Source organism: Curtobacterium herbarum (genome assembly GCF_016907335.1).
GTDB lineage: Bacteria > Actinomycetota > Actinomycetes > Actinomycetales > Microbacteriaceae > Curtobacterium > Curtobacterium herbarum.
Map to the genome: position 1 here is coordinate 325028 of NZ_JAFBBT010000001.1, position 21380 is coordinate 346407.

The 21380-nt window shown below is 70.7% G+C and carries 20 protein-coding genes; 16 read left to right on the forward strand and 4 right to left on the reverse strand.

Translation table 11 applies throughout. From position 1 onward, the window contains the following. Window positions 1-11 precede the first annotated feature (11 nt). From tsaB to JOD51_RS01715, 4 genes are all read left to right on the forward strand, one after another. Window positions 12-632 (forward strand): tRNA (adenosine(37)-N6)-threonylcarbamoyltransferase complex dimerization subunit type 1 TsaB, encoded by a 621-nt coding sequence (tsaB, locus tag JOD51_RS01700; RefSeq protein WP_204606758.1) that lies wholly within the window; start codon window positions 12-14, stop codon window positions 630-632. Next, a complete protein-coding gene (gene rimI, locus JOD51_RS01705) occupies window positions 629-1192 on the forward strand; it encodes a ribosomal protein S18-alanine N-acetyltransferase (protein ID WP_259558036.1) in 564 nt (187 codons plus the stop codon). The genes tsaB and rimI overlap by 4 nt, the downstream gene beginning before the upstream one ends. Continuing rightward, a complete protein-coding gene (gene tsaD, locus JOD51_RS01710; RefSeq protein WP_111073903.1) occupies window positions 1179-2234 on the forward strand; it encodes a tRNA (adenosine(37)-N6)-threonylcarbamoyltransferase complex transferase subunit TsaD in 1056 nt (351 codons plus the stop codon). Before rimI ends, tsaD begins: the two co-directional genes overlap by 14 nt. 78 nt (window positions 2235-2312) lie before the next feature. Then, window positions 2313-2918: a DUF4190 domain-containing protein gene (locus tag JOD51_RS01715; RefSeq protein ID WP_204606759.1), complete on the forward strand. Its 606-nt coding sequence runs from the start codon at window positions 2313-2315 to the stop codon at window positions 2916-2918. A gap of 86 nt (window positions 2919-3004) precedes the next feature. Here the strand turns inward: JOD51_RS01715 and JOD51_RS01720 are convergent, their stop codons facing one another. Then, window positions 3005-4207, reverse strand: coding sequence for a class I SAM-dependent methyltransferase (locus JOD51_RS01720; RefSeq protein ID WP_204606760.1), 1203 nt, complete (start codon window positions 4205-4207; stop codon window positions 3005-3007). Between the two features lie 160 nt (window positions 4208-4367). Here JOD51_RS01720 and groES point away from each other — a divergent pair, with 160 nt between their 5' ends. Next, window positions 4368-4664, forward strand: a complete 297-nt coding sequence (groES, locus tag JOD51_RS01725) for a co-chaperone GroES (RefSeq protein WP_071292506.1) — start codon at window positions 4368-4370, stop codon at window positions 4662-4664. Between the two features lie 106 nt (window positions 4665-4770). Further along, window positions 4771-5724 (forward strand): EamA family transporter RarD, encoded by a 954-nt coding sequence (gene rarD / locus JOD51_RS01730; RefSeq protein WP_204606761.1) that lies wholly within the window; start codon window positions 4771-4773, stop codon window positions 5722-5724. A gap of 116 nt (window positions 5725-5840) precedes the next feature. Here rarD and JOD51_RS01735 read toward each other — a convergent pair whose 3' ends face one another. The 3 genes from JOD51_RS01735 to guaB form a co-directional block, all read right to left on the reverse strand. Further along, window positions 5841-7178: an ABC transporter substrate-binding protein gene (locus tag JOD51_RS01735; RefSeq protein WP_204606762.1), complete on the reverse strand. Its 1338-nt coding sequence runs from the start codon at window positions 7176-7178 to the stop codon at window positions 5841-5843. A gap of 363 nt (window positions 7179-7541) precedes the next feature. Beyond that, window positions 7542-8099, reverse strand: a complete 558-nt coding sequence (locus tag JOD51_RS01740) for a hypothetical protein (RefSeq protein ID WP_204606763.1) — start codon at window positions 8097-8099, stop codon at window positions 7542-7544. A 542-nt stretch (window positions 8100-8641) separates the two neighbouring features. Continuing rightward, window positions 8642-10144, reverse strand: coding sequence for an IMP dehydrogenase (gene guaB, locus JOD51_RS01745; protein WP_204606764.1), 1503 nt, complete (start codon window positions 10142-10144; stop codon window positions 8642-8644). Between the two features lie 393 nt (window positions 10145-10537). Here guaB and JOD51_RS01750 point away from each other — a divergent pair, with 393 nt between their 5' ends. From JOD51_RS01750 to JOD51_RS01795, 10 genes are all read left to right on the forward strand, one after another. After that, window positions 10538-11866, forward strand: coding sequence for a branched-chain amino acid ABC transporter permease (locus JOD51_RS01750; protein WP_204610691.1), 1329 nt, complete (start codon window positions 10538-10540; stop codon window positions 11864-11866). 12 nt (window positions 11867-11878) lie between these two features. After that, window positions 11879-12865, forward strand: a complete 987-nt coding sequence (locus tag JOD51_RS01755) for a branched-chain amino acid ABC transporter permease (RefSeq protein ID WP_204606765.1) — start codon at window positions 11879-11881, stop codon at window positions 12863-12865. Beyond that, the gene (locus JOD51_RS01760) at window positions 12858-13817 is read left to right on the forward strand and encodes an ABC transporter ATP-binding protein (RefSeq protein WP_204606766.1); all 960 of its coding nucleotides are present in this window, start codon (window positions 12858-12860) and stop codon (window positions 13815-13817) included. The genes JOD51_RS01755 and JOD51_RS01760 overlap by 8 nt, the downstream gene beginning before the upstream one ends. After that, a complete protein-coding gene (locus tag JOD51_RS01765; RefSeq protein ID WP_204606767.1) occupies window positions 13814-14668 on the forward strand; it encodes an ABC transporter ATP-binding protein in 855 nt (284 codons plus the stop codon). The genes JOD51_RS01760 and JOD51_RS01765 overlap by 4 nt, the downstream gene beginning before the upstream one ends. A 331-nt stretch (window positions 14669-14999) precedes the next feature. Further along, entirely contained in the window at window positions 15000-15230 is a 231-nt protein-coding gene (locus JOD51_RS01770; RefSeq protein WP_204606768.1) for a hypothetical protein, read from the forward strand. A gap of 68 nt (window positions 15231-15298) precedes the next feature. Continuing rightward, entirely contained in the window at window positions 15299-16417 is a 1119-nt protein-coding gene (locus JOD51_RS01775) for a GuaB3 family IMP dehydrogenase-related protein (protein WP_204606769.1), read from the forward strand. Between the two features lie 64 nt (window positions 16418-16481). After that, a complete protein-coding gene (locus tag JOD51_RS01780) occupies window positions 16482-18353 on the forward strand; it encodes a glycerol-3-phosphate dehydrogenase/oxidase (RefSeq protein WP_204606770.1) in 1872 nt (623 codons plus the stop codon). A 216-nt stretch (window positions 18354-18569) separates the two neighbouring features. Beyond that, on the forward strand, window positions 18570-19100 hold the full coding sequence (locus tag JOD51_RS01785) for a cation:proton antiporter regulatory subunit (RefSeq protein ID WP_204606771.1): 531 nt from the start codon (window positions 18570-18572) through the stop codon (window positions 19098-19100). 3 nt (window positions 19101-19103) lie between these two features. Then, window positions 19104-20531 carry a cation:proton antiporter gene (locus tag JOD51_RS01790; protein WP_204606772.1) on the forward strand — a complete coding sequence of 476 codons (1428 nt, stop codon included), beginning with the start codon at window positions 19104-19106 and terminating at the stop codon, window positions 20529-20531. A 5-nt stretch (window positions 20532-20536) separates the two neighbouring features. Continuing rightward, window positions 20537-21379 (forward strand): SURF1 family cytochrome oxidase biogenesis protein, encoded by an 843-nt coding sequence (locus JOD51_RS01795; protein WP_204606773.1) that lies wholly within the window; start codon window positions 20537-20539, stop codon window positions 21377-21379. The last annotated feature ends 1 nt before the right edge of the window (window position 21380 follow it).

The following is a 21380-nucleotide window of genomic DNA, read 5'->3' on the forward strand; positions in this document are numbered from 1 at the left end:
ACGATGGATTCGTGCTGCTCGCGATCGACACCTCCGCCGGGACCTCGGTCGCCGTCGTCGACCCGTCGACCCGCCGGGTCCTCGCCGAGCGCGAGACCGAGGACACGCGCCGCCATGCCGAGGTGATCGGCCCGTTCCTCGACGAGACCCTGCGCGCCGCCGGCATCACGCCCGCCGACGTCACGGCCGTGGTCGCCGGCATGGGCCCCGGACCGTTCACCGGTCTGCGCGTCGGCATCGCCGCCGCCCGCACCTTCGCCGCCGCCCGGGGCGTCCCGTTCCTGCCGCTCGTCAGCCACGACGCCGTGGCCGCCGGCGAGCGGGGCCCGCTCGTCGTCCTCACCGACGCCCGCCGCCGCGAGGTCGCGTGGAGCGCGTACGACGCCGACGGCATCCGCGTCGCCGGTCCGGGTCTCGCCAGGCCGGCGGACCTGGACGACGTGCTGCGCGCCTCCCGTCCCGACACCGTCGACTGGCGCCGGCACACCGCCGTCACGATCCCGGCCGGGAGGCTCGGGGTGCTCGCCGCCGACCGGCTCGCCTCCGGCACACCCCTGGCCGCGGACACGCCGGTGTACCTGCGGGAGCCCGACGTCACCGTCCCCGGCGCACCGAAGCGGGTGGCCCGGTGACCCTCGCCCTGCCGGACGGTCTGCGCCTGCGGCCGGCGCACCCGGCGGACCTCGACGACGTCATGTGGCTGGAGCGCGTCTCGTTCCCGACCGACGCCTGGTCGTCGTCGCAGATGTCGGAGGAACTGCACTCGCCCAACGGGTACTACGTCGTCATCGAGACCACGGGCGACGACTCCGCCCCCACGGTCGTCGGCTACGCGGGACTGTCGTCGCTGCCGGGCAACCCGGTGGCCGACGTGCAGACCATCGCGGTCGCCGCCGAGCAGCGTGGGAAGGGGATCGGCCGGGTCCTCTTCACCGAGCTGCTCGACGAAGCCCGACGCCGTGGCGTGTACGAGGTGTTCCTCGAGGTCCGCGCCGACAACCCCGTCGCGCAGACGATGTACGCCGGCTTCGGGTTCGCGCACATCGCCACCCGGCCGCGGTACTACCAGCCCGACGGGGTCGACGCGTGGGTGATGCGTGCCGCGCTCGAGACCGGGAAACCCGCGGCACCCACCGGTCCGGGCTCCGGCCCCGGCCCGATCGGACAGGAGGCCCTCGATGAGCGCGACTGAACCCCTGGTGCTCGGCATCGAGACGAGCTGCGACGAGACCGGCGTCGGCATCGTCCGTGGCACCACCCTGCTCGCGAACGTGATCGCCTCGAGCATGGACGAGCACGCCCGGTACGGCGGCGTCGTCCCCGAGGTCGCCGCCCGCGCGCACCTCGAGGCGATGACCCCGACGCTGCAGCAGGCGCTCGCGCAGGCCGGCGTCACGCTCGACGAACTCGACGCCGTCGCGGTCACCGCCGGCCCCGGGCTCGCCGGTGCCCTGATGGTCGGGGTCGGCGCGGCGAAGGCGCTCGCCGTGGCGACCGGCAAGCCGCTGTACGGCGTGAACCACCTGGTCGGACACGTCGGCGCGGACGTGCTGCGGCCGGACGGGTCCGAGATCGACCTGCCGACGGTGGCGCTGCTCGTCTCCGGCGGGCACACGTCCCTGCTCCTCGTGCGGGACCTGGTCGGGGACGTCGAGCTCCTCGGCGAGACCATCGACGACGCGGCGGGCGAGGCGTTCGACAAGGTCGCCCGGCTCCTGGGCCTGCCCTACCCCGGCGGGCCCCAGATCGACCGGGCCGCAGCGGACGGCGACCCCACCGCGATCCGGTTCCCGCGCGGGCTGACCCTGCCGAAGGACATGGCGGCGCACCGGTACGACTTCTCGTTCTCCGGGCTGAAGACCGCCGTCGCCCGCTGGGTCGAGCGGTGCCGCGACGAGGGCCGCGAGGTCCCGGTCGCCGACGTCGCCGCGAGCTTCCGGGAGGCCGTGGTCGACGTGCTCCTCACCAAGGCCCTCAACGCCTGCCGGGACACCGGTGTCGACCGACTGCTCCTGGGCGGTGGGGTGGTCGCGAACGCCCGACTGCGACAGGTCGCCGAGGAACGCTGCGCCGCGGCCGGTGTGGCCCTGCGGATCCCGCCGTTCGACCTGTGCACGGACAACGGGGCGATGATCGCGGCCGTCGGGGCCCGGCTCGTCGCCGAGGGGCACGCGCCGAGCGACCTCGGCATCGCGGCGGACTCCACCCTGCCGGTGACGACCGTCCAGGTCTGAGCCGGTCTCCCGAACCGCTCAGGGACCCGTGTGGGAGGATCGGCCCCGGTGATCGAGTGGTCGCCAGGAGGGTGCCACGTGTCCGATCTGAACGACCGATCGAAGCCGGACGAGACGTCCCGGCAGGCGCAGCCGGGCCCAGACGGGCAGCAGGGCCAGGGATGGCAGCAGCCGGGGCAGTACGGGCAGCCCCAGCAGTACGGTCAGCCGCAGCAGTACGGCCAGCCCGGGCAGTACGGCGCCGGTCAGCAGAACCCGTACGGCACACCCGACCCCTACGCAAAGCAGAACCCGTACGCCCAGCAGAACCCGTACGCTGCGCCGCAGTACGCCGCCGCCGACCCGTACCGTGCCAGTACCCACAACCCGTACGCCCCGCAGAAGACCAGCACCCTGGCGATCCTGTCGATCATCTTCGCCCTCGGCGGCGTCGTCCTCGGTCCGCTCCTGATCCTGACGAGCCCGGCCGGCGCGATCATGGGTCACGTCGCCCTCGGTCGCATCAAGCAGACCGGGGAACAGGGTCGTGGCCTGGCACTCGCGGGCATCATCGGCGGGTGGATCCTGACCGGGCTCTTCATCCTCCTGGTCGTCGTGATCATCGTCGTCGCGTCGACGATCGACCAGTCTGGGGTCAGCGGCTGGGACGGCACGGGCGGCGGGAGCGCCGCGCTCGTCGGCTGACCGCGCCCGCCTGACCGCGACCGCGCCGCCTGACCGCGGTCGCCGGACCGCGACCGCGCCGCCTGACCCTGGCCGTACCCGGTCGCTCAGCCGGCCACGTCGGTGAGGCGCTCGCACAGGACGGCGGTGTGTCGTCCCTCCAGTCGGGTGAGCACGAGCGTGACGCGACCGCGGCCCCGCAGACGCAACCGCTTGCGGAACTCGGCCGGGTCCACGTCGACCCCGCGCTTCTTGATCTCCACCGTGCCGATGTCGTCCGCGGCCAGGCGTGCGGCCAGCCGCTTGACGTCGAGCGGCATCGTGTCGAGCACGCGGAACCCCTGCGCGAACGGGGTGACGACGGCCCGGTCCGAGCTGACGTACGCGATGCCCTCGGAGAGCATCCGGCCGTCGATCGAACGGGCGAGGTCCCCGACCAGCCGCGCGCGGATCACGGCGCCGTCGGGCTCGTAGAGGTAGCCACTGAGTGGTCCGACCTCGACGTCCTCGGCGTCGGCTGCGCCGGTCAGCTCGGCGATGCCGTGCGGGCCGACGACGGTCGCGGCACGGCGGATCCCGGGGCGGGCGAGCGGGCCGAACCACAGGGCGAGTTCGACGACCTCCCGGTCGACGGAGGTCCACTGCGCCTCGGCGGTGTCCGGGATCAGGTCGCGGTCGATGCCGGGCCCGAGCTTCACGCCGGTCGGGGTCGTCGTGGCCGCCGCGAACACGGTGTCGAGCGACGGCGACCAGTCGTCGGGATCGGCCAGGCGCCGGGTGTCCGAGTGCCCGCTCGTCCGCCGGGCCGGGTCCATCCACACCCCGTCGACGGTGGACAGGTCGAACGAGGCGGCGTCGCCGAGGGCGACCCGGGCGTTCGGCCACGGCGCCAGGTTGTGCGTCGCGACGGCCGCCGTCACCTCGTCGCGGTCGACCGCCGTGACGTCGAGGTCGAGCGCCGCCATCGCGAGGGCGTCCCCGCCGATCCCGCAGCCGAGGTCCGCGACCCGCCCCAGGCCAGCGGCCGCGAACCGCCCGGCGTGCTGCGCGGCGACCTGCAGCCGGGTGGCCTGCTCGAGCCCCGCCTCGGTGAAGAGCATGCGCGCGGCGAAGTCGCCGAACTTGCCGCGGGCCTTCTGTCGCAGCTTCGCCTGGGTGAGGACAGCCGCCACCAGGGCCGGGTCGTGGCCCTCGGCCCGCAGCCGGGACACGACCCGGACGATCTCGCCGCCGTCGGAGACCGAGGGCGTACGGTCGAGCAGGTCCATCCCGGCCGGGGTCAGCAGCTGGGTGAGTTCGGCGGCGTCCATGCCCCGATCCTCCCAGGCGGCGGACACGGCCGCGGCGCACTGGCACTCGGATTGACCGAGTGCCAGTGACGTCCTACAGTTGGGGTTGGCACTCTCCCGAGGGAAGTGCCAACCCGGTTTTCGTCAGTACCGAACACGTACCGAGAAAGAAGAGGTCACCGTGGCCGTCAGCATCAAGCCGCTCGAAGATCGCATCGTCATCCGACAGGTGGAGGCGGAGCAGACCACCGCGTCCGGTCTGGTCATCCCGGACACCGCGAAGGAGAAGCCCCAGGAGGGCGAGGTCGTCGCCGTGGGCCCGGGTCGCATCGACGACAACGGCAACCGCGTGCCGCTCGACGTCGCCGTCGGCGACAAGGTCATCTACTCGAAGTACGGCGGCACCGAGGTCAAGTACTCGGGCGAGGACCTGCTGGTCCTCTCCGCCCGCGACGTCCTCGCGGTCATCGAGCACTGACACCTGCTCCACGAACGCCCCGTCGGCCTGGCCGGCGGGGCGTTCGTCGTCTGCCGGGAGGCCCGCCCCAGCACCCGACGTCGGCTCGCGTTCCTAGGATGGTTCCGTGAGTGAACCGAGTCCCACGCGCCCGGCGCGCAGCGAGGCATCCGTCGGCGTCGTGCAGGCGCTCGTCGCCTACGGACTCTGGGGCCTGATGCCCCTGCTCTTCGCCGCGATGGCCCCCGCCGGCGCGTTCGAGATCGTGTCGTGGCGGATCGTCTTCGGCCTGGTGTTCTGCGCCGTCGCGATCCTCGCCACCCGCTCGTGGCTGCGGACCCGTGCCCTGCTCGTGCAGCCCCGGGTGATGGGGATCATGGGCATCGCCGCCGGACTCATCCTGGTGAACTGGACCGTGTACGTCGCTGCGACGACCACCGGCCACACCGTCGAGGCCGCGCTCGGGTACTTCATCAACCCGCTCGTGACCATCGCCCTGGGCATCGTGGTGCTCCGCGAACGCCTGCGGCCGCTGCAGTGGATCGCGGTCGGCATCAGTGTCGTCGCGGTCGTCGTCATCGCGGTCGGGTACGGGCGGATGCCGTGGATCTCCCTGGCGCTGGCGTTCTCGTTCGGGCTCTACGGTCTGGTGAAGAAGCGCGTCGGCGGGACCGTGGACGCACTGAGCGGGCTGACGATCGAGACCGTGTGGCTGCTGCCGATCGCGGTCGGCGCGCTCGTGGTGCTCGGGGTGACCGGACTCGCGGGCGGGCTGACCTTCGCCGGCGAGGGTGGGGTGCACGTCCTGATCACGGTGCTGACCGGGCCGGCGACCGCGGTGCCGCTGCTGCTGTTCGCGTCCTCGGCCCGTCGGGTCAGCCTGTCGACGCTCGGGTTGACGCAGTACCTCGCACCCGTGATGCAGCTGCTCGTCGGGGTGCTCGTGCAGCACGAGGCGATGTCGCCCTCGCGGTGGGTCGGCTTCGGTGTGGTCTGGTTCGCGCTGGTGCTGCTCACGATCGACTCGTTCACCGCTGCGCGGCGGAGTGCCCGGCGCGACCCCGTGCCGGAGCCGGCCTGAGCTGACGGGGGCGGGGCGGGCCTCCCGTCCGTCGCCTGCTCGTTCGGCCGACCCCGCGGCACGCGAACGGCCCCCGGGAGCTGGTGCTCCCGGGGGCCGTCGTGGTGCTGGTGCGGTTACTTCGAGACCGAGCCCTGGATGGCGCTCTGGTAGACCGGCTTGTTGTCCTTGTCGAACTTGTAGATGCCGATGTAGGCGCTCGACGGGTCGTTCTTCTTGTCGAACGGGCCGATGCCGGACGGGCCGGTGTAGTGGATGTCCTTGCCACTGTCCAGCAGGGCCTTGCAGTCCTTGAACGTCGAGCACTCGGTGCCACCGTCGGCGCCGGACACCGCAGCCATGTTGGCCTGGATGGTGCCGGAGTCGGTGCCCTTGCCCTTCACCGCGGCGAGGGCGGCGAGGGTGGTGGCGTCGTAGGACTCAGCGGCGTACGAGAAGTCGGCGAGGTCCTTGCCGGAGGACTTCTTGTAGAACTCGACCAGACGCTGCTTCAGCTCGTCCTTCGGGCTGGCACCGGGGATGGTGCCCTGGGCGCCGTCGAGGGTGCCCTTGTCGAAGTCCTTCGAGTAGTCCGCGGTGTTGCCGTCGGACATGTAGATCTTCGCCTTGTTCCCCTGCGAGACGAGCTCAGGGATGATCGACTTCGTCTCGTCGAAGGCCAGGACGACGATCGCGTCGGGCTTCGTGGCGAGTGCCGCGGTCACCTCGGACGAGAACGTGGTCTGTCCGGGCGGGAACTCCTGGCCCTTGCCCTTGGCGCCGTAGACGACCTGGCCGCCGGCGGCCTCGACGGCCGCCTGCACGGAGTTGCGGAGACCGGTGCCGTACGTGTCGTTGAAGACCAGGAACGCGACCTTGGCGTTGCCGTCACCCGTGATGAGCTGACCGAGGGCCGAGCCCTGCACCGAGTCCGGCGGAGCGGTCCGGTAGTAGTGCGACGAGTAACCGGACAGGTCGGACGCCGTGTTGGCCGGCGAGATCTGGACCATGCAGTTGCTCGTCAGCTGGTCGATCACGTTGAGCGTGACCGAGGACGACTCGGCGCCGATGACGACCGGGACCTTGGCGTTCACGAGCTTCGTCGCCGCTGCACTCGACACGGTCATGTCGTTGCTGTCACCGGAGTCGGTGGCGGGGTCGATCGTGACGTCCTTGTCGAGCACGCCGCCGCCGGAGTTGATGTCCTCGACCGCCAGGCCGACGCCGGACTCGGCGGGCGGGTTCAGGTAGGCGAGCGACCCGGTGAGCGGCAGGATCGTGCCGATCTTCAGGGCGTCGGTGCCGGGCGACGAGGGGGCCTGGCAGCTCGAGGCCGGGTCCTTCTTCGCCCCGCCGGCCGAGGCCGACTCGGAGGAGCCGCCACCGGCGTTGCTCGAGGTGGAACAGGCGGCGAGGAGCACCGCTGCAGCTCCCGCCAGTGCCAGCGCCGTGGTGGCGCGGGTGGTTCTGATCATCCGTGGAACCCTTTCTCTGCGCGGAGGCCCTGCCGCATCGGGTCGAGCGCTGCGTCTCCGCGTGGGATGTGGAGAAAACTAGGGTCGATGTGTTTCGCCCGTGTGACGGGAGTGCACACCTGGGTGTTTCGTTACACAGCCGTGACTCTTCTGAACGGTCTCACCGGAACCCCTGATCAGCAGTCCGTCCGGACGGTCTCCACTGTTCTGAACGGCTGGCCCGGGAGGCCTGAGGTCCACGAGACGCCCCCGTCTGTGTTCGACGCCCGCCTTGCGCCGAGACGCCGCCGAGTTCAGCGGTGTCTCGGCATGTCCGACGCGCGTCGCGCAGACGGGGGCGTCTCGCCGCGCCCGACCGGCCGTTCATCTGCGCTGCGCCCAACCGCGTCCGATCGGCAGCCCGGCGGCGACGAGGACCGCACCCAGGCGCGCCGGGTCTCCGGCCTCCGCCATGCCCCACCGCGCGAACCCGTGGACGCGGCTCGCGCGGCGGAGGGCGTCCTCGCGCCGCTTCTCGTGCCAGAGCGCATCACCGTCGTCGTACTTCACCCGCCCGTCGAACTCACCGATGACACCGGCATCCGGCCACCAGAAGTCGACCCGGAACACGCCACGGTCGGTGTCGAACCGGTGCTGCAGGACGGGGGCAGGGGCTCCGAGGCGATCGACCGTGACCCGGCTGATGGACTCGCCGGGCGACTCGGCGGCCGCATCGGCGAAGTCCAGTGCCGCAGACGCCTGACGGACGCCTCGACGTCCGACGCAGGTGGTGAGCGCATGCTCGAGGGCAGACCGGTCGAGCGCCCCGACGTGGAGGACGTGGTCGAGCACGACGACGGCGTGTTCGAACGTCGACGTCCGCGCGACGTCGACGACGGTCCGGAGCATCGACGTGGTCCGGATCCCGCCGAGCAGCACCACGTCGCCCTCGTCGATCGATCCGACGTGCCGGACGACCCCACGACCCGCGTGCGTCTTCGTCGTCCGCGGGTCGATGACGTGGAGGCGCCAGTCGGTCCTGCCGTGCTCGGGCAGTCCTCACAGCGCTGCGGCGGAACGGTGTGACACGACTCCGTCTGCCTGCAGTCTGGCGGCACGAGCCCGGACCACGAGTTGCCGCCGCTCGAGAGGGTCGAGCGCAGCCCAGTCACCACGTTCCACTGCGACTCCGTGGAACAGCCGGACCGGGTCGTCCAGCGTGGACGGCAGCGCTGTGAGGACCGTTGATCGCATCTCCATGCAGCGACGGTGCCAGCGGCCGCGTCACCCGCGGGATCTGCGAGGCGGAGCTGTGGAGAGCCTCCCGGCGGTCTGCCGGTGTGCAGGACCAGCTGACACGACCCCGTCAACGCGAGACGCCGCCACACGCACGAGACGCCGCCGAAATCGGCGGCGTCTCACGCACATGGCGGCGTCTCGGCGCCCGGAGCCGGCGCCGGCGCCGGCTCCCGGCGCCGAGCCGGCTAGCCGCGGTAGTTCGGGGCCTCGACGACCATCTGGATGTCGTGCGGGTGGGACTCCTTCAGCCCGGCCGCGGTGATGCGGACGAACTTGCCGCGGGCCTTGAGCTCCGGGATCGTCCGACCGCCGACGTAGAACATCGACTGCCGCAGCCCGCCGACGAGCTGGTACACGACGTTGCCGACCGAGCCGCGGTAGGGCACCTGGCCCTCGATGCCCTCGGGGATGAGCTTCTCGTCCGAGGGGACGTCCGCCTGGAAGTAGCGGTCCTTCGAGTACGAGGTCTTCTTGCCGCGGGTCTGCAGGGCACCGAGGGAGCCCATGCCGCGGTACGCCTTGTACTGCTTGCCGCCGACGAACACGAGGTCGCCCGGGGACTCGTCGGACCCCGCCAGCAGCGAACCGAGCATCACGGTGTCGGCACCGGCGACCAGGGCCTTGGCGATGTCGCCCGAGTACTGCAGGCCACCGTCGGCGATGATCGGGACGCCGGCCTCGCGCGCGGCGAGCGACGCCTCGTACACGGCGGTGACCTGGGGCACGCCGACACCGGCGACGACGCGGGTGGTGCAGATCGACCCCGGGCCGACGCCGACCTTGACGGCGTCCACACCGGCGTCGATGAGCGCCTGCGCACCGGAACGGGTCGCGACGTTGCCGCCGATGACGTCGATCGCGTCGAAGGACCGGTCGGCCTTCAGACGGCGGACCATGTCGAGCACGCCTTCGCTCTCGCCGTTCGCGGTGTCGACCACGAGCACGTCCACCCCGGCGTCACGCAGCGCCTCGGCGCGCTGCCAGGCGTCGCCGAAGAACCCGATCGCCGCGCCGACACGCAGGCGGCCCTCGTCGTCCTTCGTGGCGTCCGGGTACTGCTCGCTCTTGTCGAAGTCCTTGACGGTGATGAGCCCGCGGAGCTTGCCCGCCGGGTCGACCAGCGGCAGCTTCTCGATCTTGTGCTGGGCGAAGATCGCGATCGCCTCTTCGGGGTCGATGCCCTCGAGAGCGGTGATGAGCGGCGCCTTCGTCATGACGTCGCGGACGAGCGTCGAGGCCATCTCGAACGGGGCGACGAAGCGCATGTCCCGGTTCGTGATGATGCCGACGAGCGTGCCGTCGTCCTCGATGACCGGCAGACCGGAGACGCGGAACTGCCCGCAGAGCGCGTCGACCTCGGCCACGGTGGCGTCCGGCGTGGTGGTCACCGGGTTGGTGATCATGCCCGACTCGGAGCGCTTGACCTTGTCGACGTAGGCCGCCTGGTCGTCGATGGACAGGTTGCGGTGCAGGATCCCGATGCCGCCCTGGCGCGCCATGGCGATGGCCATGCGCGACTCGGTGACGGTGTCCATCGCGGCGGAGAGCAGCGGCACGTTGACCGAGATCCGCTTGGTGAGCCGGGACGCGGTGGACGCCTCGCTCGGGATGACGTCGGTGTGCCCCGGCAGGAGCATGACGTCGTCGTACGTGAGTCCGATGAATCCGAACGGATCCGGCTGGTCCATGGGTCCCCTTCGTGGGCGAGGTGAAGTCGGCGAGACACCGGCAACGCAGCGGTGGGCTCCGGATAGGACATGGTAACGCGCGGGCTGCGCGCGCCATTCCGGGGGCTGCGCGCGCCGTTCCGGCGGGCTCCGCCGCCTCCCGGCAACCGCTGTACCGGCCGGACGGGAGGCTCGACCCTGGAATGCAAATCGACGCGCCTGTGCAACATCACGGTTCCGGCACGATTTGTGCAGGGAACGTGCTGGAAACACGGGTGACACAAAAAATCCCTATGGTCCTCGACTATCCGAACGAGAGGCTCATCCGTGGGTTCCATCACTCCGCCGGGGTCAGTGCTCGCGCACCGATTCCGCCGCGGGGCACCAGGCCGCCGTCGCCTGGTCCTCGCCGCCGTGCTCTTCCTCGCCTTCCTCGCCACCTTCGCGGTCGACTGGGCCCTCGCTCCCGTCGCCGGAGCAGCGACCAGCAGCCCGACCTCCAGCAGCGCACCCGCGAGCACCGGGCCCTGCGTCGTCAGCACCTCGAACGGCTGCATCCAGGGCACCATCCTCGACTCCGACCGGAAGCCCACCGAGGGCGTCGACGTGGCGGTCACCGGACCCGGCTCGTTCACCGGCTCCTCGACCACGAACGCCGACGGCCGCTGGTCCGTCAGCATCCCCGCCGCCGGCGCCTACACGGTGAAGGTCGACCAGGACTCGCTGCCGAAGGGGCAGTACCTGACCGACGCGAAGGACGCCGCCCGCACGGTCCAGGGCAACGTCAACGCCAACGCCGGCACGATCTTCCAGCTCTCCGACCAGGAGGGCGCGACGACCGACACCGCCGCCACGAGCGTCACGGCCGCCCGGTTCTGGCAGCAGTTCGCCTCCGGCATCCGCCTGGGCCTGCTCATCGCCCTCGCCTCGATCGGGCTCTCGCTGATCTACGGCACGACCGGGCTGTCGAGCTTCTCGCACGGTGAGCAGGTCACCCTCGGCGGGCTCCTGGCCTACGTCTTCGCGAACCAGCTCGGATGGAACATCTGGCTCGCCGGGATCGTGACCGTGCTGCTCTGCGCCGCCTCCGGGTACCTGCAGGACGCCGGCATCTGGAAACCGCTCCGGAAGCGCCGGATCAGCCTCACGCAGCTGATGATCGTGACGATCGGCCTCTCGATCGCCGCCCAGTACGCCTTCCAGTACTTCTTCGGCGCCGCGACCGTCCGCATCCAGCAGGGCAACCCCGAGACGGTGACCTTCGCCGGCATCACCCTCACCGTGCAGTCCTACGTCGCGATGGGCATCGCGCTCGTGGTCCTAATCGGTACCGGACTCTTCCTGGCGAAGACCCGCTTCGGCCGGGCCACCCGCGCGGTGTCCGACAACCCGGCGCTCGCCGCGGCCTCCGGCATCGACGTCGACCGGGTGATCCGCTTCGTGTGGACGCTCGCCGCCGGCCTCGCCGGACTCTCCGGTGTGATGCTCGGCCTCGTGCTCAACGGCGTGAACTGGCAGACCGGTCTGCAGCTCCTGCTCCTGATGTTCGCTTCGGTCACCCTCGGTGGCCTCGGGACGGCCTACGGCGCCCTCGTCGGCTCGATGATCATCGGCATCGTCGTGGAGCTGACCAACCTGGTGCTGCCCGGTGACTTCAAGTACGCCACCGCACTCGTCATCCTCATCCTCATCCTGCTGTTCCGTCCGCAGGGCATCTTCGGCCGTGCCGAGCGGATCGGTTAAGGGAGCACCCGCATGGACTACATCCTCCAACTCCTCAGCTCCCTGACTCAGGAAGCACTCGCCCCGACGACCGCGGCGTTCGCCCTCGCCGCGATCGGCCTCAACGTCCACTTCGGCCTCACCGGCCTGGTCAACATGGGGCAGGCGGCGTTCCTGCTGCTCGGTGCCTACGGCTTCGCGATCTCGATCACGAACGGCCTGCCCTTCGGCCTGGCGGTGCTCGTCGCCCTGGCCATCGCCATCGTGTTCGCGGTGATCCTCGGCATCCCGACCCTGCGGTTGCGGGGGGACTACCTGGCGATCGTGACGATCTCCGGCGCCGAGATCATCCGCATGGTCGGCCGCTCGAGCCTGCTGACGGACACCACCGGTGGCTCGAACGGCATCACCGGCTCGAGCTACCGCGACCCGTTCAACGCGCTGAGCTTCCTGCCCGACGGCACCACGACCATCCTCTGGTTCACCTACTCGAACAACGGCGTCAACGGCTGGTGGATCCGCATCGTCGGCTGGGGTCTCGTCGCCCTGTTCACCCTCGTGCTGTTCCTGCTCATGCGCAGCCCCTGGGGCCGCGTCGTGAAGGCCATCCGCGAGGACGAGGACGCCGTCCGCTCCCTCGGCAAGAACGTCTACTCGTACAAGATGCAGGCGCTCGTCTTCGGCGGTGCCCTCGGCGCCCTCGGCGGCATCATCTACGTCCTGCCGAGTTCGGTGCAGCCGGACGCGATGGGCCGCTCGATGACGTTCTTCATCTGGACGGCGCTCATCCTCGGTGGAGCCGCGACCGTCTTCGGCCCGGTGGTCGGGTCGATCCTGTTCTTCGTCCTCCGGCTGTTCATCCGCACCATCGCGGGTGACTTCATCCCGAACTCGATCATGAACGCCCAGCAGGCCGAGCAGTTCTCCTACGTGCTCGTCGGCGTCGCGCTCATGCTCCTCATCGTCTTCCGCCCACAGGGACTCCTGGGGAACAAGAAGGAGCTGACGTTCAGTGTCTGAACCGACCACCACCCCCGGCGTCCCCACCGCCCTCACCGCGGTGCAGCACGCCCCGGGCTCCCCGAAGCCCGACGCGATCCTGACGGTCGACAACATCACCCGGCGGTTCGGCGGCATGACCGCGGTCGACGTCGGCCACCTCGAGGTGCAGCGCGGCGCCATCACGGCACTGATCGGCCCGAACGGCGCCGGCAAGACCACGTTCTTCAACCTGCTCACCGGCTTCGACAAGCCGTCGAGCGGGAAGGAGGCCCGGTGGCAGTTCAACGGGAAGACGCTCGGCAACACCGGGGCCGCGAAGGTCGCCCGGGCCGGCATGGTCCGCACGTTCCAGCTGACCAAGGCGCTGTCCCGCCTGACCGTGATGCAGAACATGCTGCTCGGCGCGAAGGACCAGCCCGGGGAGAACTTCTTCGCCGCGCTGATCAGCCCGGTCTGGAGGAAGCGCGAGCAGGAGATCACGGCGAAGGCCGAGGACCTGCTCGACCGCTTCAAGCTCCTCGAGAAGAAGGACGACTACGCCGGCTCGCTCTCCGGCGGCCAGCGGAAGCTCCTCGAGATGGCCCGCGCGCTGATGTCCGACCCGACGATGATCATGCTCGACGAGCCGATGGCCGGCGTGAACCCGGCGCTGACCCAGTCGCTGCTCGGGCACATCCAGTCCCTCCGCGACGACGGCATGACCGTGCTGTTCGTCGAGCACGACATGCACATGGTCCGGCACATCTCGGACTGGGTGGTCGTGATGGCCGAGGGCAAGGTCGTCGCCGAGGGCCCGGCCGCCACGGTGATGGACGACCAGGCCGTCATTGACGCCTACCTGGGCGCGCACCACGACGCCGACCTCGGTGACGACTCGCTCCTCAACGAGGAGACCTACGAGGAACTCGCCGACGAGGTCGCAGAAGAGGACGCGGCGGACACCGCCGACGAAGGGAAGGCGACCCGATGACGGACGCGACGAACGGCACCGGCGCGGACCGGGCCTCCAGTCCGGAGCCGGCGGCAACGGCCGCCACACCGACCGCGCGGGCCGCGACCGGTGGCGCGACCGCGGTGCAGGACCGCGAGCCCGTCATGCGGGCCGACAACGTGGTCGCCGGGTACCTGCCGGGTGTGAACATCCTCAACGGCTGCGACCTGGTCTGCTACCCGGGCGAGCTCATCGGCATCATCGGCCCGAACGGTGCGGGCAAGTCGACGCTGCTCAAGGCGCTGTTCGGGCTGGTGAACGTCCGCGAGGGTGCGGTCACGCTGCAGGGCGAGGACATCACGAACCTCAAGGCGAACAAGCTCGTGCAGGCCGGCGTCGGCTTCGTGCCGCAGACGAACAACGTCTTCCCCTCGCTCTCCATCGAGGAGAACCTGCAGATGGGGCTGTACCTGCGGCCGAAGAAGTTCAGCGAGCGGCTCGAGGTCATCTACGACCTGTTCCCCGTCCTCGGACAGCGCAAGGGCCAGCGTGCCGGATCGCTCTCCGGCGGTGAGCGGCAGTCGGTCGCGATGGCCCGCGCGCTGATGATGGACCCGAAGGTGCTGCTGCTCGACGAGCCGAGCGCCGGGTTGTCGCCGGTGCGGCAGGACGAGACGTTCATCCGCACCCGCCGCATCAACAAGGCCGGCGTCTCCGTGATCATGGTCGAGCAGAACGCCCGCCGCTGCCTGCAGATCTGCGACCGCGGCTACGTCCTCGACCAGGGGCGGAACGCGTACTCGGGCACCGGGAAGGAGCTCGCCGACGACCCCAAGGTCATCGAGCTCTACCTCGGGACGCTCGCCAAGGACGTCGACGCCACCAAGTAGGCCGTCGACACCGCGGGTGCCGCTGTGGGGGCAGCATCCGCGACCGGTGGGGCCGTGCAGGCTGCGCATGCGCGCCGCACGGCCCCACTCTCGTTCCCGCCGCGCCGGGCTCGCGCTGAGACGCCGCCGTCTCGCCGAGACGTCGTCGTCTCGCTGAGACGCTGCGGTCGCGCCGAGACGCCGCGGGATCCGGCGGCGTCTCGTGCACTCGGCGGCGCCGCGCGCAGACGGGGGCGTCGTGGGGGACGCGCGCCGGGCCTCCTGTCCGTCCTGTCCCCGCCGTCCGGCCGGGAGGCCCGCCCCACCCCCGCCGGTCGGGTACCGTTCCAGCGTGCAACGCTTCGCGGACCGCGCGATGGACGCCCTGGTATGGGTGGTGTTCGTCGTCCTCTTCATCGGTGCGGCCCTGCTCGTGAAGGTCGCCGCCGCGCTGCTCGTCGTGCTCGTGGTGCTGGCGCTCCTGCTGGGGTTGACCCTCCGGGTGCTCCGCCGAACCCGGACGACCCGTGGCCCTCGGACGGCCCGGAGCCCCCGGACGCCCCGCCGCCGCGGCCCGCGCTGATCCGCTCCGCTGCCCGCACGGACCGTCCAGCCGTGCCACCCGCACAGCCCGCCCGGTAGGCTTGCCCGGTGAGCGAAGTCGAGATCGGTGCAGGCAAGCGCGGACGTCGGGCGTACGCGTTCGACGACATCGCGGTGGTCCCCTCCAGGCGGACGCGTGACCCGCGCGACGTCAGCGTCCAGTGGTCGATCGACGCGTTCACCTTCGAGTCGCCGATCCTGTCGGCGCCGATGGACTCCGTCGCCTCGCCCGCGACCGTCATCGAGATGGGGCGTCTCGGCGTCCTCGGGGTCCTGGACCTCGAAGGCCTCTGGACCCGCTACGAGGACCCGGAGCCGTACCTGGCCGAGATCCGCTCGCTGACCGACGGCAACGTCACGAAGCGCATGCAGGAGATCTACGCCGAGCCGGTCAAGGCCGAGCTGATCACCCGCCGCCTGGCCGAGATCCGCGCCGCCGGGGTCCCGGTCGCCGGCTCGCTCAGCCCGCAGCGCACCGCCGAGTTCTCGCAGACCGTCGTCGACGCCGGTGTCGACCTGTTCGTGATCCGCGGCACCACGGTGAGCGCCGAGCACGTGTCGCAGAACCAGGCGCCCCTCAACCTCAAGAAGTTCATCTACGAGCTCGACGTCCCCGTGATCGTCGGCGGTGCCTCCACCTACACGGCGGCCCTGCACCTGATGCGCACCGGTGCCGCGGGCGTGCTCGTCGGCTTCGGCGGCGGCGCGGCCTCGACGACCCGTGCGGCGCTCGGCATCCACGCCCCGATGGCGACCGCCGTCGCGGACGTCGCCGGTGCCCGCCGCGACTACATGGACGAGTCCGGTGGTCGCTACGTGCACGTCATCGCGGACGGCGGCCTCGACACCGCCGGCGACGTCGTCAAGGCGATCGCGATGGGCGCCGACGCGGTCATGCTCGGCACCGCCCTGGCCCGCGCGCAGGAAGCGCCGGGCGGCGGCTTCCACTGGGGTGCCGAGGCACACCACCCGGAGCTGCCCCGCGGCCGCCGGGTCGACGTCGGCACGATCGGCTCGCTCGAGAGCATCCTGTTCGGTCCGACCCCGTCGTGGGACGGCCGCGCGAACCTCGTCGGCGCCCTCCGCCGCTCGATGGCGACGACCGGGTACTCCGACGTCAAGGAGTTCCAGCGAGTAGAAGTGGTCGTGGCGCCGTACCACCGCTGACGGCGGTGCACCCGCAGAGGTCCTGCGGGTGTCGCTCCGGCGCCGATCGGCGACGGAGGCGAGCATGACAAGCACGGTCACGGGTGCGAAGGCACCCCGCGGAGCATCCACCACGGCGGGGTTCGACCCCGCCACGAAGCTCGGTCCCGATGAACGCGACGCGGCGATCGAGACCCTGAAGTCCACCGAGCTCGACGTCCTGGTGGTCGGCGGCGGCATCGTCGGCGGCGGCGCGGCACTCGACGCCGTCACGCGTGGCCTGTCGGTCGGCATCGTGGAGGCCCGTGACTGGGGATCGGGCACGTCCAGCCGGTCGTCGAAGCTCGTCCACGGCGGCATCCGCTACCTCGAGCAGCTCAACTTCACGCTGGTCCGCGAGGCCCTCATCGAACGCGGTCTGCTGCTGCAGCGCATCGCCCCGCACCTGGTGAAGCCGGTCCGGTTCCTCTACCCGCTCAACCACCGGGTGTGGGAGCGCTTCTACATCGGCATCGGCATGGCGATGTACGACGTGTTCAGCTGGTCCGGCGGCCGCCCGCCCGGGGTGCCCCACCACCGCCACCTCACCCGCACGCAGGTGCTCCGCTCGATGCCGTCCCTGAAGAAGGACGCGTTCGTCGGCGGCATGACCTACTACGACGCCCAGGTCGACGACGCGCGCTACGTCGCCTCGCTCGTCCGCACCGCCGCCTCGTACGGCGCGCACGCGGCCTCCCGGGTCCGGATCGAGGGCTTCATCAAGGTCGGCGAGCGGGTCGTCGGGGCGCACGCGCACGACATCCAGACCGGCGAGCACTTCGACATCAGGGCGAAGCAGGTCGTGAACGCGACGGGCGTCTGGACCGACGACACCCAGGCGATGGTCGGCACCCGCGGGCAGTTCAAGGTCCGCGCCTCGAAGGGTGTGCACCTCGTCGTCCCGCGCGACCGCTTCCAGTCGAACTCGGGCATGATCCTGCGCACCGAGAAGAGCGTCCTGTTCGTGATCCCGTGGGGCCGACACTGGCTTATCGGCACGACCGACACCGACTGGTACCTCGACAAGGCGCACCCGGCGGCGACCGCGGCGGACATCGACTACATCCTCGAGCACGTCAACAAGGTGCTCGCCGTGCCGCTCACCCGCGAGGACGTCGAGGGTGTCTACGCCGGACTCCGGCCGCTGCTGGCGGGGGAGTCCGAGGCGACCTCGAAGCTCAGCCGCGAGCACGTCGTCGCGCACACCGCACCGGGCCTGGTCGTCGTCGCAGGCGGGAAGTGGACGACCTACCGGGTGATGGGCAAGGACGCCATCGACGAGGCCGCCGCGGCCATGGACGGCACGATCCCGGAGTCGACGACGCAGGACATCCCGCTGCTCGGCGCCGAGGGGTACCCCGCCGCCTGGAACAAGCGGGGTCGCACCGCGAAGTCGTCCGGCGTGCACAAGGTCCGCATCGAGCACCTGCTCAACCGTTACGGCACCCTGGCGACCGAGGTCCTGCAGCTCGTCGAGGACGACCCGTCGCTGGCCGACCCGCTGCCCGGGGCCGACGACTACATCGGCGCCGAGGTCGTGTACGCGGCGTCGCACGAGGGCGCCCTGCACCTGGAGGACGTCCTGGCCCGCCGCACCCGCATCTCGATCGAGGCGTGGGACCGCGGCGAGTCGGCAGCCCCCGTCGCCGCCCGACTGATGGCCGGCGTGCTCGGCTGGGACCAGGAAGCGACCGAGAACGAGGTCGCGAACTACCGCAAGCGCGTCGCCGCCGAGCGGGAGTCGCAGCTCCAGCCCGACGACGAGTCCGCGGACCGGGTCCGGCTCGAGGCGCCGGACATCGCCTTCGGGTTCGAGGAGGACGACGTGGTCGTCGGTGGTGGCCGCTCGAGCGGCGCCGAGGGCGCCACGGCGGACGACGAGCAGGTCGTCGGCGAGAAGACCACCGAGCCCAGCTGACCCCTGACGGACGGGAGGCGCGTGGCACCCCGCCCCGCGCCTCCCGTCCGCCACCCGCAAAACGCAACCCGGGCGGCAGGACGCAACGCGATCGCGTGGCGTCACGACGCCGACGTTGCGTTTCGCGGGCCGTCCACCGGCCGGATGACCTGTGGAGAACGGAATGGCGCGGCCCTGCCGGTGGTTAGCATGGGAGTCCTGGGAAAGGGAGCCATCATGGTCGACGTCCATCGCGTCAAACTCCCCGGCGTCGGCGTGCTGCACAGCTTCTACACCGACGACGGTGGCAAGTGCGGTGTCATCACGCACCGGTCGGGTCACTCCGACCTCATCTCGTTCGCGGACGTCGCCGACGGCGCGGACAAGTCCGAGAAGGTCTCGCTCCGCCTCAGTGAAGACGAAGCGCACACCCTGGCCGAACTCCTCGGCGGCACCCGGATCACCGAGGGCCTCGACAAGCTCGACGAGATCCCCGGTCTCTCCATCGACTGGTTCAGCGTCGACTACGACGACGCCATCGCGGGCAAGCCCCTCGGCGACCTGCACGACTCCGGCTTCATCGGTCTGACCGTCGTCGCGGTGGTCCGTGGCGACAGCGCCAACCCGGCCCCCTCGTCGGACTTCGTCGTGTTCCCCGGGGACACGATCGTCGTCGCGGGTGCGCCGGAGAAGGTCGCGAAGGCGTTCTCCTACTACCGCAGCGGTCAGTTGGCAGCGGCCGCTGCCGAGGCGCCGCCCCGGAGCTAGGGCATGCACCTGGGTGGTGAGCTGCTGACCATCGGCGGCCTGTTCCTCATCGCCTACGTCCTCGGGCGGCTCGGCAAGACCATCGGGTTGCCGGCGATCCCGGTCTACATGGTGGTCGGGCTCATCGCGAGCCCGCACACCCCGTGGATCGGTCTGAGCGTGCAGTCGCACACGATCGAGCTGATCGCGACGTTCGGCTTGATCCTGCTGCTGTTCAACCTCGGGCTGGAGTTCGACCAGGAGGAGTTCTACGGCAACGCCGGCAAGCTCCTGGTCTCCGGCGGCACCTACGTCGCGATCAACATGGGCGTCGGCTTCGCCTTCGGGTTCTCGCTGGGCTGGGGGACACGCGAAGCCCTGATCATCGCGGGCATGACGGCGACGTCGTCCAGCGCGATCGTGACGAAGCTGCTCATCGAGCTCCGACGGCTTGCCAACGACGAGACCCCGATGATCCTCGGCGTCACCGTGATCGAGGACGTCTTCATCGCCGTCTACCTGGCGATCGTCTCCGTGGTGCTCTCCGGCGACACGAACCTGTGGGCGGTGATCGGCAAGCTCGCGCTGGCGTTCGGGTTCCTCATCGTCATGTTCAGCCTGGCGCGCTGGGGTGGCAAGCAGGTCTCGAAGATCTTCGCCACTCGTGACGACGAGCTCTTCACGATCCTGTTCTTCGGCCTCGCGGTGATGTTCGGCGGCATCGGCGACCTGCTCGGCGTGACCGACGCGATCGGTGCGTTCGTCATCGGTCTGCTCTGCGGTGCCACCCGCTACCGGGACCGCATCGAGCAGCTGGCGCTGCCGATGCGTGACGTCTTCGCGGCGTTCTTCTTCGTCAACTTCGGGCTCGGCCTCGACGTCTCGACCTTCGGCGAGGTGCTCTGGCCGGTCGCCGGCGCGATCGGCATGACCGTCGTGCTGAACGCCGTCGCCGGGCAGCTCGTCGCGCGGATGAACGGCTTCAGCATCCAGCAGGGCATCAACACCGCCGTCATCCTGGTGAACCGGGGCGAGTTCGCGCTCATCCTCGCGACCCTGTCGGCAGCCGCCGGGCTGGAGGCGCGGATCACCGCGTTCGCGGGCCTCTACGTCCTGGTGATGGCCGTGTTGGGTCCGCTGCTCGCCGTGAACTCCGATCGCATCGGCAAGCTCGTGCTCCGGCCGGGTCGGGTGCGGAAGCTCCGCGGCCGCGAACTCGCCGCTGCCCAGGCGGCCGCCGCACGCAAGGCCGAACGGGAGGCGAAGTTCGCCGAGGAGATCGCCCTCGTGGAGGCTGCGGGCAGGGAAGAGCGCGAGAATGGTGCACCGGAGACGACGCCGTCGCGCGAGGACCCGGCCACCCCGGAACCCGTGAGCGCGAGCACGTCGTCGATCGAGGTCCCCGCCGAGCGTCCCGAACGCCCGGCCCGCGTACGTGATCCGGAGTACTGATTCAGATGTGGGCCGTTGCCCGACGACCGAAGTGGATCGCCCTGCTGCTGCTGGCGATCCTGCTGGCTGGCGTGTTCGCCGCACTCGGCAAGTGGCAGCTCGAGCGCAGCATCGAGAACGGCAAGCCGCTGCCGGCGTCGACCGAGACACGGAAGACCCTCGACGACGTCACGACGCCGGAGAAGCCGGTCGGGTCCTCGCTCGCCGGGCAGAAGGTCACGGTCTCCGGGCGCTTCGTCGCCGGCGACACGACGGTCCTCACCGGACGCAGCGGGGGTGGGAAGTACCAGACCGTCGGGCACCTGGTCGACGACGCGACGGGGGCGAGCCTCCCGGTCGTGATCGGCTGGTCCGACCAGCGGTCGGCCGCCGTCGCCGGTGGTGACCGCCTGGTCGACGACGCGTCGTTGACGATCCGCGGCCGGTACTACCCGGCGGAGTCGCCCGACCAGGACACCTTCGAGCAGCACGAGTACTCGGCCGTGGCCCCGGCCCGGTTCGTGAACACGTGGAAGGCCTTCGACGACCGGATGTACGGCGGCTACGTCGTCGCCGACCGGACCACCGCGGACGCCGCCGACCTCGGCACCATCGCCGACCGGGCCCCCACGCGGGAGGTCCAGTTCGACTGGCTGAACCTCTTCTACGCGGTCGAGTGGGTCGTGTTCGCCGGGTTCGCCGTCTTCCTCTGGTACCGCTTCGTCAAGGACGCGTGGGAGCGCGAGCAGGACGAGGCACGCGAGTCCGCCGAGGCCGCAGCCGCCGATCCTGTGGACGACGACGTCGAGCCTGTGGACGAGCCCGTGGTCCCGGTGGACGACGCCCGGGCCGAGCCGGGTCGCCGGTAGG